This window comes from Bacteroides sp. An269 (genome assembly GCF_002159755.1).
GTDB classification, from domain to species: Bacteria; Bacteroidota; Bacteroidia; order Bacteroidales; family Bacteroidaceae; genus Phocaeicola; species Phocaeicola intestinalis.
On the sequence record NZ_NFJG01000003.1, the window covers coordinates 31,007 to 47,845 of the forward strand.

At 46.7% G+C, this 16,839-nt stretch carries 15 protein-coding genes; 7 read left to right on the top strand and 8 right to left on the bottom strand.

Going from position 1 to position 16,839, the window contains the following annotated elements:
- Positions 1-139: 139 nt before the first annotated feature.
- Both asnA and B5F71_RS01585 read left to right on the top strand, forming a co-directional pair.
- Entirely contained in the window at positions 140-1,180 is a 1,041-nt protein-coding gene (gene asnA, locus B5F71_RS01580) for an aspartate--ammonia ligase (protein WP_087207305.1), read from the top strand.
- Between the two features lie 109 nt (positions 1,181-1,289).
- Positions 1,290-1,952, top strand: a complete 663-nt coding sequence (locus B5F71_RS01585) for a uracil-DNA glycosylase (RefSeq protein WP_087207307.1) — start codon at positions 1,290-1,292, stop codon at positions 1,950-1,952.
- A gap of 474 nt (positions 1,953-2,426) precedes the next feature.
- On the opposite strand, the gene B5F71_RS01590 is transcribed toward B5F71_RS01585, so the two are convergent.
- The 3 genes from B5F71_RS01590 to B5F71_RS01600 all read right to left on the bottom strand — a co-directional run bounded on the left by B5F71_RS01590 (position 2,427) and on the right by B5F71_RS01600 (position 6,127).
- Positions 2,427-3,101 carry an ABC transporter ATP-binding protein gene (locus B5F71_RS01590; RefSeq protein ID WP_087207309.1) on the bottom strand — a complete coding sequence of 225 codons (675 nt, stop codon included), beginning with the start codon at positions 3,099-3,101 and terminating at the stop codon, positions 2,427-2,429.
- A 159-nt stretch (positions 3,102-3,260) separates the two neighbouring features.
- Positions 3,261-4,001, bottom strand: a complete 741-nt coding sequence (locus tag B5F71_RS01595; RefSeq protein WP_087207311.1) for a tRNA threonylcarbamoyladenosine dehydratase — start codon at positions 3,999-4,001, stop codon at positions 3,261-3,263.
- On the bottom strand, positions 3,980-6,127 hold the full coding sequence (locus tag B5F71_RS01600) for a cation:proton antiporter (RefSeq protein WP_022040518.1): 2,148 nt from the start codon (positions 6,125-6,127) through the stop codon (positions 3,980-3,982). Before B5F71_RS01600 ends, B5F71_RS01595 begins: the two co-directional genes overlap by 22 nt.
- A gap of 178 nt (positions 6,128-6,305) precedes the next feature.
- Here B5F71_RS01600 and B5F71_RS01605 point away from each other — a divergent pair, with 178 nt between their 5' ends.
- Both B5F71_RS01605 and B5F71_RS01610 read left to right on the top strand, forming a co-directional pair.
- Positions 6,306-7,316, top strand: coding sequence for an aspartate-semialdehyde dehydrogenase (locus tag B5F71_RS01605; protein WP_022040517.1), 1,011 nt, complete (start codon positions 6,306-6,308; stop codon positions 7,314-7,316).
- A 102-nt stretch (positions 7,317-7,418) separates the two neighbouring features.
- The gene (locus tag B5F71_RS01610) at positions 7,419-9,395 is read left to right on the top strand and encodes a family 43 glycosylhydrolase (RefSeq protein WP_239466077.1); all 1,977 of its coding nucleotides are present in this window, start codon (positions 7,419-7,421) and stop codon (positions 9,393-9,395) included.
- 117 nt (positions 9,396-9,512) lie between these two features.
- On the opposite strand, the gene B5F71_RS01615 is transcribed toward B5F71_RS01610, so the two are convergent.
- From B5F71_RS01615 to trmB, 4 genes are all read right to left on the bottom strand, one after another.
- Positions 9,513-10,220 carry a hypothetical protein gene (locus B5F71_RS01615; protein ID WP_022040515.1) on the bottom strand — a complete coding sequence of 236 codons (708 nt, stop codon included), beginning with the start codon at positions 10,218-10,220 and terminating at the stop codon, positions 9,513-9,515.
- On the bottom strand, positions 10,217-10,780 hold the full coding sequence (locus B5F71_RS01620) for a flavin reductase family protein (protein ID WP_087207313.1): 564 nt from the start codon (positions 10,778-10,780) through the stop codon (positions 10,217-10,219). The genes B5F71_RS01615 and B5F71_RS01620 overlap by 4 nt, the downstream gene beginning before the upstream one ends.
- Before the next feature lie 177 nt (positions 10,781-10,957).
- The gene (locus B5F71_RS01625; RefSeq protein WP_022040513.1) at positions 10,958-12,058 is read right to left on the bottom strand and encodes an Mrp/NBP35 family ATP-binding protein; all 1,101 of its coding nucleotides are present in this window, start codon (positions 12,056-12,058) and stop codon (positions 10,958-10,960) included.
- 114 nt (positions 12,059-12,172) lie between these two features.
- Positions 12,173-12,931 carry a tRNA (guanosine(46)-N7)-methyltransferase TrmB gene (gene trmB, locus B5F71_RS01630; RefSeq protein ID WP_087207315.1) on the bottom strand — a complete coding sequence of 253 codons (759 nt, stop codon included), beginning with the start codon at positions 12,929-12,931 and terminating at the stop codon, positions 12,173-12,175.
- A gap of 322 nt (positions 12,932-13,253) precedes the next feature.
- On the opposite strand from trmB, the gene B5F71_RS01635 reads away from it, so the two are divergent.
- The gene (locus tag B5F71_RS01635) at positions 13,254-14,102 is read left to right on the top strand and encodes an SGNH/GDSL hydrolase family protein (protein WP_022040511.1); all 849 of its coding nucleotides are present in this window, start codon (positions 13,254-13,256) and stop codon (positions 14,100-14,102) included.
- Positions 14,103-14,255: 153 nt separating this feature from the next.
- Here B5F71_RS01635 and B5F71_RS01640 read toward each other — a convergent pair whose 3' ends face one another.
- Positions 14,256-14,633 (bottom strand): DUF3127 domain-containing protein, encoded by a 378-nt coding sequence (locus B5F71_RS01640; protein WP_087207318.1) that lies wholly within the window; start codon positions 14,631-14,633, stop codon positions 14,256-14,258.
- Between the two features lie 139 nt (positions 14,634-14,772).
- On the opposite strand from B5F71_RS01640, the gene dnaN reads away from it, so the two are divergent.
- Together dnaN and B5F71_RS01650 are read left to right on the top strand one after the other, a co-directional pair.
- Entirely contained in the window at positions 14,773-15,897 is a 1,125-nt protein-coding gene (gene dnaN, locus B5F71_RS01645) for a DNA polymerase III subunit beta (protein ID WP_022040508.1), read from the top strand.
- Between the two features lie 120 nt (positions 15,898-16,017).
- Entirely contained in the window at positions 16,018-16,794 is a 777-nt protein-coding gene (locus tag B5F71_RS01650) for a 3'-5' exonuclease (protein WP_022040507.1), read from the top strand.
- Positions 16,795-16,839 lie beyond the last annotated feature (45 nt).

A 16,839-nucleotide genomic window follows, 5' to 3' on the forward strand; every position in this document is an offset into this window, starting at 1 on the left:
GGAATAAAAGCATGTCATTTTTCCCATAAACAAAAATAATCCATTTACATTATGACAATATTATCAATAAAAGCATTGCAATTTTACAAAACATTTATACCTTTGCATAACTTTACAAATAATTAATCACGCAAAAATTATGAGCTATCTGATAAAACCAGCAAACTACAAACCCCTGCTCGACATGAAACAGACAGAGCTTGGCATCAAACAAATCAAGGATTTCTTCCAGCAAAACCTATCCTCCGAACTACGCCTGCGAAGGGTGACAGCTCCCCTGTTCGTCTTAAAAGGTATGGGAATCAACGATGACCTGAACGGTGTGGAACGTCCCGTCACATTCCCCATCAAAGACCTTGCCGACCAACAGGCCGAAGTGGTACACTCGCTTGCCAAATGGAAAAGAGTGACCCTTGCCGACTATCACATCGAGCCGGGATATGGCATCTACACAGACATGAATGCCATCCGTGCCGACGAAGAACTGGGCAACCTGCACTCGCTTTACGTCGACCAATGGGACTGGGAACGGGTCATCACGCCCGAACAACGCACCGTAGAATTTCTGAAAAGCATCGTGACACGCATTTATGCCGCCATGCGCCGCACTGAATTCATGATTTGCGAAGCATATCCGCAGATTACCCCCTTTCTTGCCCATGATATCCACTTCATCCATGCACAAGACCTGCTGGACATGTACCCGAACAAGACTCCCAAAGAACGTGAGAACCTGATTACCGAACGGTTAGGCTCTGTTTTCATCATAGGAATCGGAGGCAAACTAAGTGACGGAAAGCCTCATGACCTCCGTGCCCCGGATTATGATGACTATACAACCATCGACCCCAAAACCGGACTTCCGGGACTGAACGGTGACCTGCTGGTATGGAACGAGGTATTAGGCCGCGCCATTGAGCTCTCTTCCATGGGTATACGCGTAGACAAAGCCGCCATGCTGAAACAACTGGAACTGACAGGCAAAGAAGAACGTACCAGGCTTTATTTCCACAAACGGCTGCTCGAAGGTTCGCTGCCCCTCAGCATCGGTGGTGGAATCGGACAGTCACGCCTATGTATGCTCTACTTGAAAAAAGCACATATCGGAGAAATACAGGCAAGCATCTGGCCCGAAGACATGCGGAAAGAATGTGCCGATTGGGGAATGCAGTTGATATAATTTAATCAGGGACTAGGTGACCAGGTTTTGAATACCTTAGTAAATCTATCTAAAACCTAGTCCCTAGTCACCTAGTACCTAGCCACCTAGTCACCTAAAAAAAGAACTCATGAATGTACAGATAGAAGAATCGTGGAAGCAAATTTTGGCTCCCGAATTTGAAAAAGACTATTTTATCCGTCTGACCGACTTCGTCAGGCAAGAATACCACAACACAACCGTTTATCCGCCGGGCAAGCTGATATTCAACGCGTTCAACCTTTGCCCTTACGATAAAGTAAAAGTAGTCATCATCGGACAAGACCCTTATCACGGACCCGGACAGGCACACGGACTATGCTTCTCCGTCAATGACGGCGTGCCGTTTCCTCCTTCACTACAAAACATTTTCAAAGAAATACACGATGATTTGGGAAGCCCTATACCTGCAAGCGGCAACCTGACCCGCTGGGCACAGCAAGGCGTGCTGCTGCTCAACGCCACACTTACGGTACGTGCACATCAGGCAGGTTCGCACCAGAAAAAGGGTTGGGAGGAATTTACCGATGCAGCCATCCGTGCCTTGGCGGAAAACCGCGAGCACCTGGTCTTTATCTTATGGGGGTCGTATGCACAGAAGAAAGGTGCCTTTATCGACCGGAACAAACATCTCGTCCTTACTTCTGTCCACCCCTCTCCCCTATCTGCCTATCACGGCTTTTTCGGCAACAAACACTTCAGCCGTACCAACGAATACCTCATCCAGCATGGGAAGACACCGATTAACTGGTAGATTCAACATTTGAAAGTTGACAAGGTGACGAGTTGACAAGGTACTAGGCTTCAGATAGCTTTGGTTGGCGCCTACAAAAACTATTCAGAACCTAGCCAACTAGTACCTGTATGCTGCAAAGGTACGCAATCCTTTCCATACAGCAATGGATTTGGAAACGGTTGGTTTGAAAATCTATTAACAGCATTCTGTTTTACCCCGTATGTAGCTGCAAATAAGCAAATAACGGAATCAAAAAAATAATATATCATACAAGTCCATATTTTCGATGCCATAGATAAACAAAAGCAATTGTCATAGCCCGTTGTGATGCAACTATATTGGATGCAGGATACACATATATGCACATGCGGACGGACATAGCTGCGCTGCGCAGTGCACTCGGTATCCCCAAAAGGAACTGGCGGATATTCAAATAAATCAAAGATGTTCAGCTGCTTGTATCAATCGTTCGATTTCGGGCGGAGAAAGTGTTTATCGGAATGGATTAGCACTTTCTCCACTGATTTTTCCATCCACCAGATGAATGGTCCGGTCTGTTTGCGAGGCAAGTGCCTCATCGTGAGTCACGATAACGAACGTCTGCCCCAGCTTGTCACGAAGTTCGAAAAAGAGACGATGCAATTCTTCCTTGTTCTGCGTGTCCAGACTGCCCGAAGGCTCATCGGCCAAGACTACAGAAGGATGGTTTATCAAGGCACGCGCCACAGCTACCCGTTGCTTCTCGCCGCCCGATAACTGGGCAGGCTTATGCAAAGCGCGTTCTCCCAACCCCAAAAATGAAAGCATCTCCTCCGCTTCTCTACGGGCAGACTTTCCTGACACGCCCTGTATCAAAAGTGGAATCATCACATTCTCTTCTGCCGTAAACTCGGGAAGCAATTGATGAAACTGAAACACAAAACCTATTTCCTTGTTGCGGAACGCCGCCAACCCTTTATCTTTAAGACGGTTCACCTCTACACCATTCAGTACAATCCGTCCGGCGTCAGGCTTGTCCAAGGTGCCCATTATCTGCAACAACGTAGTCTTTCCAGCACCACTCGGTCCCACGATACTGACCACTTCTCCCTTATTTATTGTCAAGTCGATTCCTTTCAATACTTGCAGCGAACCAAAACTTTTCGTTATTCCTTCCAGTTGAATCATAATTTCCGAATTAAATAACTAATCTTAATTAGTTTGTATTAACGAGTCTGTTTTGAAACACGGATCAACGCGGATAATAATTTAATTATTAATTCAATCTGCGTAAATCCGCGAATATCTGCGTTTCTCCGTCATATCAATTAATTTGTACATTACTTATTATAATTTACGTATGACATATTCTGCCAGATAGCAGCCGAACACTGCCGGCATATAGCTGACGGTACCAGCGGTAGACTTCTTGTTCTGCTCGCCATCTACCAGCATCACAGCTTCCGGGTCTGCCTGTTCGGTACTGAACACAACAGGCAATTTCCGCTTCATCCCCATCTTCTGCAACCGCTTGCGCACCGCTTTGCTCAACCCGCAATGATAGGTTTCCCATAAGTCGGCAAAACGTATCTGGGTTATGTCTTTCTTGGCACCTGCCCCCATGCTGCTTACTATTTTCAGCCCACGCTGTAAAGCATGATAAATCAAATAACACTTAGGGGCAACGGTATCGATGGCATCTACGATGAAATCGAACCGCGCACTATCCAGCAGTGCGGGTATCGCCTCGTCTTTCAGATACACGGGTAATACCTTCAGCTGTATATCGGGATTGATGTCGCGGAAACGTGCCGCAAGAACTTCTGCCTTAGTCTGTCCCAATGTAGAATGCAGTGCCGGAAGCTGACGGTTGATATTGGATGGCTGCACCGTGTCGGCATCCACCAAGGTCAGTTGTCCCACTCCTGCCCGGCACAACATCTCGGCGGCATACGCTCCTACTCCTCCCAATCCTACTACCAATACATGCGCCCGGTGCAGGCGTTCTGTCTTGTCCTTGCCCAACAGTAATTCCGTACGTTGCTGCCACTCTTTGCCTGTCATGCTCATGAATTTTTCTTGAACCATTTATAAATCCAGTTTCCTACTTTATCATAATACTGCGTTTCCGCCCATCCACGCGGGTCAGAGAAAGAAAGACTCTCATTCGGGTCACCCTTCTGCTCGGGATAAAGCAACATGATGCTGTTGTTATTGAAATACTTCGAAACTTGCATCGGAAGTTTCTCGAACGAAGAATCATACGATATCGAGCCACGCCGTGCACTCACGATGACCAGCAAATGATCATAGTTAACCTGTCCGGTCAGCAACAGCAAGTCGTCCCACTCTTCCAGCTCCGAATAGACGGCACGCGTATCCTTGTATTTCTTTTGGATAAAGCCACTGATATACCCCAATGTCCGCGAAGAAGCATAAAACTGCACCCGGCACCCTAACTGGCTGCTCAGCCGGCACATATAAGTTATCCACTTGGTAAACCCGTGCTCGAACTCGGCTTTCGGGGGAACTGCCACAATAATGCGGCGCAATGTATTGACCGGCATCAGGAAGCGCACCACCATTACCTGCAGATAAGTATTCTTCAACAGGTTCTCAGTCAGATTGCCGAAAAACGAATCCACAATACTCGCCTTATAATGTAGCCCCACGATGATGCCCGTAGCCTCGTATTCCTTGGCTGTATGCAGGATACCGGTTGTAATGTTCAAATCAAAACGGCTGACCGTCTTCAACTGTACATTGGTAGATGCAGCAATCTGCGCAGCTTTTTCCAAATTACGTTTACTGCGCATTTCCTGCTTTACCGAATCATTACTGTCATTGATAACACTCAGTGCTACCAGATTATCGTTTATCTTCTCATCGCGCAACACCAATGCCAGGCTCATCAGTCCTTCCAAGGTTTCGGGGTTGGCAATGGGAACCAAGAAACGTTCTTTTTCCTGCTCCTTTTCCTCGTTCACTCCAATATCATCACTCGTCGCAATCCGCTTGGCTGCATGTTCGGTTATAAAAGAACTGACAATGCATGTCACCAAAATCAGCAAAATCGTACCGTTCAGCACATCTTCGTTCAGCAAACGTTCGCCTGAAGGCAGAATGATATCATAACCTACCAATACCGCAGCCAGTGTAGCAGCGGCCTGTGCATTGCTCAAACCGAACATCAATTCCCGTTCGACAGCACGCATCCGGTAAATCTTCTGGGTAAGCCACGAAGCAATCCATTTTCCCACCAAGGCAACCACTATCATAACGCCCGCTACCTTTATCGAATCAATATGCCCGAACAGAACGTTGACATTGATAAGCATCCCCACACCTATCAGGAAATAAGGGATAAACAAGGCATTGCCCACAAACTCCAGATGGTTCATCAGCGGTGACACGTGCGGAATAAGCCGGTTCAACACCAATCCGGCAAGAAAGGCTCCCAGAATTCCCTCCATACCGACTACCTCCATCAATCCGGCACCAAGGAAAACCATCGCCATCACAAAAATGTATTGCACCACATTATCACTATACCGCCGGAAAAACCAACGGGCTATGGGCGGGAAAGTATACATAATGACAGAGCCAAGTATAATCACTTTCAAGACCAACCATACCCAGAACATATCCGACGATTCGCCTTTATACAGGCCACCGATAACTGCCAGCACCAGCAAAGTCAACGTATCGGTCACAGCCGTACCACCTACAGCAATACCCACCGCCCGCTGACGGTTGATGCCATAACGGATTACAATAGGATATGCGATAAGGGTATGTGATGCATACATACTGGCAAGCAAGACAGAAGTAACAACACCATAATCTAATATATGAATATTGGTCCAGAATCCGATACCCAGCGGAAAGATGAATGCCAGCAAGCCCAATACCATCGCCTTGGCACGGATACTTTTGAAATCCTCCATATTCATTTCCAATCCGGCAAGGAACATTATATAATACAGCCCCACTTTGCCAAACAATTCGAAACTGCTGTCACGGGCCAGGATGTTAAACCCATGTTCGCCGATTACTACTCCAGCCAATATCATCCCGATGATGTGTGGTATACGCAACCGCTCCAAAATAATAGGAGCAAAAAGAATAATCACCAGTACAAGAAAAAAAATCCACGTAGGATCGGTAATCGGAAAATGGATATCAAGACCAAAAAAATCAAGCAATTCTTTCATAAACCGGTATCGTCATTTTGCATTCATCGAACAAAAGTAGAAAAAAACTTCCGAGTTTCCATATTAATCGGACAGAATGTTTTATTTTTGCAGTCGAAATCGTCATAAACGATACAGTCCGATTAAAAATAACAAGATATAGTCAGAAAAAGTATTAACTTAACAGAATTACAAAAACATGAAAGTAGCAATTGTTGGTGCAAGCGGAGCCGTAGGACAAGAGTTCCTGCGTGTGCTCGATGAAAGAAATTTTCCAATAGACGAACTGTTGTTGTTCGGTTCCCAGCGCAGTGCCGGGCGAAAATACACCTTCCGCGGAAAAGAAATCGAAGTGAAACTGCTGCAACACAATGATGATTTCAAAGGAGTTGACATTGCTTTCACTTCTGCAGGAGCAGGAACTTCCAAAGAGTTCGCAGATACCATTACCCGATACGGAGCAGTGATGATTGACAATTCAAGTGCATTCCGCATGGATGCAGACATTCCGCTGGTAGTACCCGAAGTCAATGCCCAAGATGCATTGAACCGCCCGCGAGGCATCATCGCCAACCCCAACTGTACCACCATACAGATGGTTGTGGCACTAAAAGCCATCGAAAACCTGACCCATATCAAGCGGGTACACGTTTCTACATACCAGGCTGCCAGCGGTGCGGGAGCAGCCGCCATGGACGAACTTTACGAACAATACCGTCAAGTATTAAACAATGAGCCGGTGAAAGTAGAGAAATTCGCCTACCAGCTCGCTTTCAACCTGATTCCGCAAATTGATGTCTTTACCGACAACGGATATACGAAAGAAGAAATGAAAATGTACAACGAGACGCGTAAAATCATGCACTCCGATGTAAAGGTAAGCGCTACATGCGTACGCGTTCCGGCACTTCGTTCGCACTCGGAAAGCATCTGGATAGAAACAGAACGCCCCGTGTCGGTAGAAGAAGCCCGCAAAGCATTCGCCGAAGGAGAAGGACTGGTACTGATGGACAATCCGGAAAAGAAAGAATATCCGATGCCGTTGTTCCTTGCCGGCAAAGACCCTGTCTACGTAGGACGTATCCGCAAAGACTTAAGCGACGAAAACGGACTGACCTTCTGGATTGTAGGCGACCAGATAAAGAAAGGAGCAGCACTAAACGCCGTACAGATTGCCGAATACCTGATTAAGGTGGGCAACATCAGATAAATGGCTATTCAAGCCAAACGCAAAGACGCAAAGGATACAGAGGATACCTCACCTTTGCGTCTTTATGACAACACTCATCTTCATTCAATCAAAACAAAGACTATGAAACTCACCCGATATGCACTTACCCTGCTGCTTGCCGTAATGGCATGCACCGCCTCTATGGCACAAAACAAAAAACACCCCACATTCCGTACTGCAATCCCACGTGATTCCATCCGGCTCAGCGATCCTTGCATTCTGGCCGATGATGAAACCCGCACCTATTACATGACCGGAACAGGAGGATTATTATGGAAAAGCAAAGACCTTGACCGATGGGACGGACCTTACATCGTAGCCGAAACAGATCCAGACTCATGGATGGGGCACAAGCCACAAATATGGGCAGCCGAACTCCATAAATACAAAGGAAAGTATTATTATTTCGCAACTTTTACCAACGACTCCATTCTTATCGGGAACTACCGGGGAAACGACATTCCCCGACGCGCCTGCCACGTACTGGAAAGCGACCGTCCTGAAGGACCTTACCGCCCAATGAAAGATAAAGTCTACCTCCCCGCTAATGTCCCCACACTAGACGGTACACTATGGGAAGATACCGACGGAAAGCCTTACATGATATATTGCGGCGAATGGCTCCAGAACTGGAACGGCACAATCGAGAAAATAGCACTCAAGACAGACCTCAGCGGAACAACGGGTAAAAGCGAAGTGCTGTTCCGTGCAAGCGATTCACCCTGGAGCCGCGAGACAGGAACAGACAAGCCCAATCGTGTGACAGACGGACCATGGCTCTTCCGCACCGGAACCGGAAGACTGGGAATGCTATGGACAAGCTGGATAGAAGACGTATATACCCAAGGAGTAGCCTACTCGGAAAGCGGAACCCTGGAAGGCCCGTGGATACAAGAAACCGAACCGATTACACCTCCAAACTATGGACATGGCATGCTGTTTAAAGACTTCAACGGACGCTGGCTGATGTCTGTACATAGCCACAACAACGACAATGGAAGATACATACGCATTCCTCAGTTATTCGAAGTGGATTTATCGGGTGACAAACTCAAGCTGGGACGACGCCTGTGCACCTCAGAGCAAAACATGGGAGCGTATCTATTTGTATTTTTCAGCGACCCGACACATAGCCTGTTCATGGCTACGAGCCGCGACGGCTATACATTTACTGCGGTCAACGATGGACAACCAATCATCAGCGGAGATACCATCGCCGAACAACGAGGCATACGCGACCCACATATCTATCGCGGACCAGACGGTGCTTTTTATCTTGCCATGACCGACTTGCATATCTTTGCCCAACGGGAAGGCATACGCGAAACCGAATGGGAACGGGACGGAAAACAGTACGGATGGGGGAATAACCGCGGACTGGTACTGATGAAATCGCACGACCTTATCCACTGGACTCACAGCAACATACGGGTAGACAAAGCTTACCCCGATAAATTCGGCGATATCGGATGTGCCTGGGCACCCGAAACCATCTATGACCCTCAGGCAGGTAAAATGATGATTTATTTCACGATGCGTCACGGCAACGGAAGGAGTACACTTTATTACGCCTATACCGACAATGATTTCACCCAGCTCACCAGTGAACCCAAACAACTCTTCGAATATCCTGACCCCAAAATCCAAATACTGGATGCCGACATATCCCTATTGCCCGACGGACGTGCCTGTATGATGTATGTAGCCCAAGAAAATCCCGGAGGAATCCGCATGGCTATCAGCAATAACGGAAACGTAACCGGTCCCTACCGCTACATAGATAAATGGATAGACTTTGAACCGGGAGCATGTGAAGCACCGAACGTATGGAAACGTATCGGTGAAGATAAATGGGTAGTGATGTACGACATCTTCAGCATCCAACCACACAACTTCGGGTTCTGCGAAACCAGCGATTTCAAACATTTCACCAACCTGGGGCATTTCAACGAAGGAGCAATGAAAGCCGTTAACTTCATCTCACCCAAGCACGGCACTGTAATTCAAATCACTCCTGCCGAAGCTGATGCACTGGAAGCATACTGGAAGCAGCATTAATACCCACATACAGAGACACACAGAGACAAACTTCTTCGTTCTGTGTGCCTCTTCCAACCGTAATATCTTGACGGATAAAATCAACCGGAAAAACGTTGAAAAATGCTCTAGAAGCTATCAACCTATCAGTTCTTGCAATTTTTTTTCAGAAGCGCCAGGCAGCAAACTACGAAGATGTCCATATATCTGCCGATACGACTCTTCGGGTGTGCATCCGGCATCCTGCCTGCCATAAAGCACTTCAGGAGAAGTATAACGGGCAACTCCCCAACCATAAGGACGACCGTGACGATCAATATTGTATTCAAAATCGGAAATAACAACATGCATCCCCATCATCAACCGTGTCAGTATAGGTTCAAGCGAAATCTTGCCATCACTCTGCATTGCATCCACCAGATCTGTCTCGCATCGACGCCCACGCCTCTTGGCAAAACCGAGTAAGCAGCGTAACTCTTTCACCGTCACACTGCCTTCTCCCCAAATAGCCTGAAGCACCACATCATCAAGTGCAGCAGTATCTTCGTCTTTCGCATAACGGCGTGAACGCCGCCAGTTCATCAGATGAGGAAGCCATTCCAGACTGACATAACCCGCTTTCTTATTGTACAGCTTGCCATAGGCGCAATGTCCCTCGCGGATGACGGGGCCTTTCCATTCCCACGGACCTTCTTCTTCGTCCGAGAACCAATATTCAGTTGCCGTCCGTTCTTCGATGGAGAAACCGGGAATGCCGCATCGGAAAAACGGCAGGAAGCCCAAAGCCAATACCTGCCGTTCCATATCTTCCGCCGTGCGTATCTTGTCTTTGGTGCACATCATCATTTTTTCAATGCTATACCGTCCTTGAACGCACTGCCCACATGCCCGCCTACTTCCAGATAGGCATTGTGTACGGGGTCGAACGAAATCGGGCGCAGTTTAGCAGGATCTATCTTTCCCTTCTCGTCCAAGATGCACTCGTCGGCAGATACATTCACAATCTTACCCACCAGATGGCACATTTCCGGGTCGTAAGAAACAAGCTCGCACTCCACTGCCATCGGCAATTCTTCGATGAGAGGCGCGTTGACAAACTCCGACTTTACGGCATGGAATCCCGCACGGAAAAACTTGTCGGGCACATCGTTTGCCGAAACGATACCTACATAATCGCAAGCCGTCAGCTGGTCTGCTGTTGCCATACTTACGGTGAATGCTTTTGTCTTTAGCAAGTTCTTTACGGTCTTATGCCCTGCACTCAGACACAGGTTGATTTGATCGTCGTAATCGATGCCTCCCCAAGCGGCATTCATCGCGTCGGGGTTTCCTTCTCCATCGTAAGTAGCAACGATAAATACAGGCTGTGGATACGTCCACGGCTTTGCTCCAAAATTCTTTCTCATAAAGCTTTCCTCCTTATTTTAATGTGATAATGTGGCAATGTGATAATTCATTCACACATTAACAAACTATTCATTGGCAAATTACCACATTTGCACATTGTCACATTTGCACATTGTCACATTTGCACATTGTCACATTTGCACATTGTCACATTTGCACATTGTCACATTTGCACATTATTTATGCGTCTTCACAATCTCGGTGGGAGCCAGCTCGGCATTGCGTTTCTCTGTCTGTGCAACCACGTTACGTGCCAGTTCCAGAAAAGCCTGCCCCGTCACCGAATCATCGTCAAGAGCTACGGGAGTTCCCTCATCACCGTGCTCGCAAATACTCTGCACAATAGGTATCTGCCCCAAGAGAGGCACATGAAGTTCTTCTGCCAGTCTTCGTGTGCCCTCCTTGCCGAAAAGGTAATACTTGTTTTCGGGCAACTCGGCAGGGGTGAACCATGACATATTTTCTACCAGCCCCAAAATAGGCACGTTCACCTTATCGTTCATATACATATTGATACCTTTGCGGGCATCGGCAAGAGCCACTTCCTGCGGAGTGCTGACGATAACCGCTCCTGTGATGGCAAGAGTCTGCAACAACGTCAGATGGATGTCGCTCGTGCCCGGAGGCGTGTCAAGGACGAAATAATCCAAATCTCCCCAGTCGGCATCGCCCACCAGCTGTTTCAAAGCATTGCTTGCCATGCCGCCGCGCCAAAGCGTAGGTTGATCAGGATCAACAAAAAAACCGATAGACAAGAGCTTGATGCCGTATTTCTCAATCGGAACTATCAAGTCCCGCCCTCCAATAGTTTCGGCATACGGACGTGCATCTTCCACCTGGAACATCTTAGGAACAGAAGGACCAAAGATATCAGCATCCAGCAATCCTACCTTATATCCCAGCTTCGAAAGTGCCACAGCCAGGTTGGCAGCAATGGTAGACTTACCCACGCCGCCTTTTCCCGATGACACGGCGATGACATTCTTCACCTGCGGAAGCATCTTGCCCGGTTCAGGGCGTGCCGCCTGACGGCTTTCGGTCGTGATTGTCACTTCCACGTCTTTCGACACATAAGTATGAATAGCCGTTTCTGCCGACTTCACTACTGATTTCATAAAAGGGTCGGTCGGTTTCTCGAAGACAAGCGAGAAACTGACCTTCATCCCGTCGATACGCATATTGTCCGCCACCATTTCTGCTTCGACAATATTTTTCCCGTTGCCAGGATAACGCACCGTTGCCAGCGCGTCTAAAATCAATTTCGGATACAATGTCATATAAATGAAATTTACGATTTGACTATTTACAATTTACGATTTGACATTTTACGGTTTATGATTCATGGCTAACAATAAATAGTAAATCGTAAATTGACAAATTGTAAATGAGTATTATTTGCTTGTTTGCAGTCCGCTCCGCTTGCTACGGTTATAGCTGCGGTAATCGTCCAGTTCGATTTTCACATCCGGCTCCTGTAGTTCACCCGTCTGGGAAAGACGAAAGCGGATATACTTAATGCTCAGCCCACGGTCCAGCCATTGCTGTTCGTAATAGGTACGGATGCGCAGGATATCATCGTCCAACCCCGAATGATATAAATCATCCGTAACGAACTCAACGGGAAAATGATTGACTTCAACCATATATTTCGTATAGGTGAACATGAAATTGCTGTCCGTCTTCAGGTGCACCAGCCCGTCGGGCACAAGAAACTTGCGGTAACGCTCCATGAAATACGTCGAAGTAAGCCGCTTGGTCACCTTTTTCATCTGCGGATCAGAGAAAGTCAGCCAAATCTCGCTCACTTCACCCGGAGCAAAGAATCGGTCGATAATTTCAATATTCGTGCGCAAGAAGGCTACATTCTTCAATCCTTCATCAAAAGCCTCTTTCGCTCCCGTCCACATACGTGCTCCTTTGATATCGACCCCGATGAAATTCTTGTCGGTATACCGGCGTGCCAGCCCTACGGTATATTCTCCTCTTCCACAACCCAACTCCAACACGATCGGATGTTCGTTCTTAAAAAAATCACGGTTCCAGTTTCCTTTCATCTCACAAGGCGTATCCGCCACCTGTGAATACGGATATTCGAATACATGCGGGTATTCCGCCATGTCTGCAAATTTCGCTAGTTTTCCTTTTCCCATTGCGTACAGATTAATCCTAGTTCAGGGAACAAATGTACAGATTTTCGGCGGAACCCACAAATGAAAACATGGAAAAACACCTGCAAAAACGATAGACTTATTCTTTTTACGGGTGCCGCAATCCGCCCATACAATTACGTTCAAAAACGAAGATATATTACTTTGCCGTTTCAGATATCTTCATGAGCTGTAGCAGTTAACTGGAATCGCCCATGAAGGTATCTGCATTTTTCTGCGAACACTTTTTCCGAATCCATTGCCAGCTGAAAGAAAGGAATTATCTTTGCAACCAGACATAACACTCAAAAAAACGACAACACCGATGACCGATAAAATAACCTCTTATACCTTAGCCGCACTATTGCTTTCATCGCAGGCTCTGCCATGCCCTGCATCCTTATGGCAACAAAGCACCGTATCTGACACCATAACCACGGTAAGCGAGAACCAATGGAAAGGGAAAAAAGTGGCTTTTTTAGGCGATTCCATTACCGACAAGAAACACGTAGGAACTACCAAGAACTACTGGCAATACCTTGCCGAAATGCTGGGACTTACACCGCTGGTATATGGCATCAACGGCAACCAATGGAACGGTATTCTGAAACAAGCCGAACGGCTGAAGGCGGAAGCCGGTGATGACGTGGATGCCATCATCGTATTTTGCGGCACAAACGACTACAACGCCGGCATACCTTTAGGAGAATGGTATACATATACTTACGAAGAAACAACCGTAAAAGGCGGAACAAAAGAAGTGCGCAAGAAACGACATGCAGCACCCAACCCGCACACGTTCCGCGGAAGAATCAACGAAGCAATGCTATACCTGAAGAAAAATTTCCCAATGAAACAAATTATCCTGCTGACTCCCATCCACCGTGCCCAAGCAAGATTCAGCAAGGAAAACATCCAACCCGAAGAATCGTTTCCCAACAAACTGGGATTGTATGTAGACGAATATGTGAACGTTGTAAAAGAAGCTGCCAACGTATGGGCAGTACCCGTTATCGACCTGAACAGCATCAGCGGGCTGTATCCTTTGCTGGACGAACATGCTCCATACTTCCACGATGCACAGACCGACCGCCTGCACCCGAACGCTAACGGACACTACCGTATGGCAAAAGCACTTGCTTACCAGCTGCTGGCATACCCGGCAAACTTCTAAAAAGAATGCGGCCAGAAGTGAAAAACATTCATGTGTCGCAGGAATTACGGCTTTGTCAGGGAGTCGAAAGCCAATGCCTTATAAAACAGACATACAAGGCATTAGCCTTTAACTCCCTATAACTCTATCTCATTCCTGACTCTGTATGCAGCATTAAAAAGGCAAATCATCTTTTTCATCACCTGCCGAAAAGTCTACAGGAGCAGCCGGAGCAGCACCTATCGGCGGGAATGGAGCTTCGGGTTGCATAGGTTGTGGTGCACTTACACGTTCCACTTTCCATGCACGGATACTGTTAAACCAACGTCCTTGCCATTCGCGTGCATCAATGTCGAACGAAACGTTTAGTTCTTCACCTATCTTAATAGCAAACTGCTGTATCTTGTCGGCACCAAACACGTCAAAACACATCCGGCGGGGATATTGGTCGTGTGTTTCAATGACATACTCCTGTACCATCCATTCGTTTCCATTTCTGGAAGTACCGCTCTTCGGTTCGAGAACGGCAATTACTTTTCCTGCTAATTCCATATTTTCATTTTTAAATTTGGCTACGAAAATACGTTTTTCTACACAAGTAAACTAATTTTTTAGATACTTTTTGCGATGCATCTACAATCTTTTCGTAACTTTGGCTGATAAAATAAAAATAAGGATAAAACATACAAATATGAAATTTATTGTTTCAAGTACAAGCTTATTCAGCCATTTGCAAGCTATCAGCCGTGTTATCAATTCGAAAAACTCATTGCCAATCCTGGACTGCTTTTTGCTCGAGTTGCACGACGGGACACTGTCGATGACCGCATCAGATAATGAAACCACACTTTCTACCTCGATTGAAGTGAATGAATTTGACGGAGACGGACGCTTTGCCGTATCATCGCGTACACTATTGGAAGCATTGAAGGAAATTCCTGAACAGCCGCTCTCGTTTGCCATCAACCCTGAAAATCTGGAAATAACGGTGCAATACCAAAACGGGAAGTACAGTCTGATGGGACAGAATGCCGATGAGTATCCGAAACCGCAAGCATTGGGAAACAATGCTGTACAACTCACGATTCCTGCCAACGTCCTGCTGGACGGAGTAAACCGCTGTATCTTTGCCACTGCTGATGATGAATTGCGCCCGGTAATGAACGGTATCTATTTCGACATCACATCCGAGGATATCACACTGGTTGCTTCCGACGGACATAAGCTGGTACGCAACAAGACCTATGAGGCACACGGTTCGGAAAAAGCAGCTTTTATCCTGCCCAAGAAACCTGCCAATCTGCTCAAAAACCTGCTAACGAAAGAACAGGGTGATGTCCAGATAGGTTTCGACGATCGCAACGCAACATTCATCCTGGAAAATTACCAAATGGTATGCCGGCTGATAGAAGGACGCTACCCCAATTACAATTCGGTTATCCCACAAAACAATCCGCACAAGGCCGTTATCGACCGTAGCTCGCTTATCAGTGCTTTGCGCCGTGTATCTGTATTCTCGTCACAAGCCAGTAGCCTCATCAAGCTCAACCTCTCGACCAACCAGATGAAAATCTCGGCACAAGACATTGATTTTTCGACCTCTGCCGAAGAGACCTTGATGTGCCAGTACGAGGGAAATGACATGAGTATCGGATTCAAATCATCATTCCTGATTGATATCCTGAACAACATACCTTCGACCAACGTAGTGATAGAACTTGCAGACCCTTCACGCGCGGGAGTAATTGTACCCGAAGAACAAAGTGAAAACGAAGACCTGCTGATGTTGTTGATGCCGATGATGCTGAATGACTAAGCGATAACAAGAGTTAAAAACCAATAGTCCCGTTTATGACATCAGCATAATAAAGCATAGACATCCAATTGTTTTTAACTCTTAAGCCACATGATATAGACAATTCATAAAAGAATCCGAATGAAACTGAACCTGAAGAATCCGATAGTGTTTTTCGACTTGGAAACAACCGGAACCAATATTAATACCGACCGTATCGTGGAAATATGCTACCTAAAAGTATATCCCAACGGCAACGAAGAAAGTAAAACGATGCGCATCAACCCTGAAATGCACATTCCCGAAGCATCGACTGCCATCCATGGCATCCACGATGAGGATGTAGCAGACTGTCCTACCTTCAAACAGATAGCCAAAGAACTGGCCCGGTCTATCGAAGGTGCCGATATAGCCGGATTCAACTCAAACCGATTCGATGTACCGGTACTGGTAGAAGAGTTCTTGCGTGCAGGCATCGATATCGACCTGAGCCGGCGGAAATTCATTGACGTGCAGGTCATCTACCACAAACTGGAACAACGCACACTCTCGGCTGCCTATAAATTCTATTGCGGCAAAAACCTGGAGGATGCACACACCGCCGAAGCCGACACACGTGCTACCTATGAAGTGCTGAAGGCACAGTTGGATCGCTATCCGGAAGTATTACAGAACGATGTTGCGTTTCTTTCTGAATACTCTACATACAGCAAAAACGTAGACTTTGCGGGACGCATCGTGTACGATGATAAAGGAGTGGAAGTATTCAACTTCGGTAAATACAAAGGAATGCCTGTATCAGATGTCCTGAAACGCGATCCCGGTTATTTCGGCTGGATGATGAATGGCGATTTCACGCTGAACACCAAAAATGTATTGACAAAAATCAAATTGCGCGAAAGCGGACTGGTAAAATAATATTCAAGTATCAGGTTTTAGACACCAGATGCCAGATTATTTTAT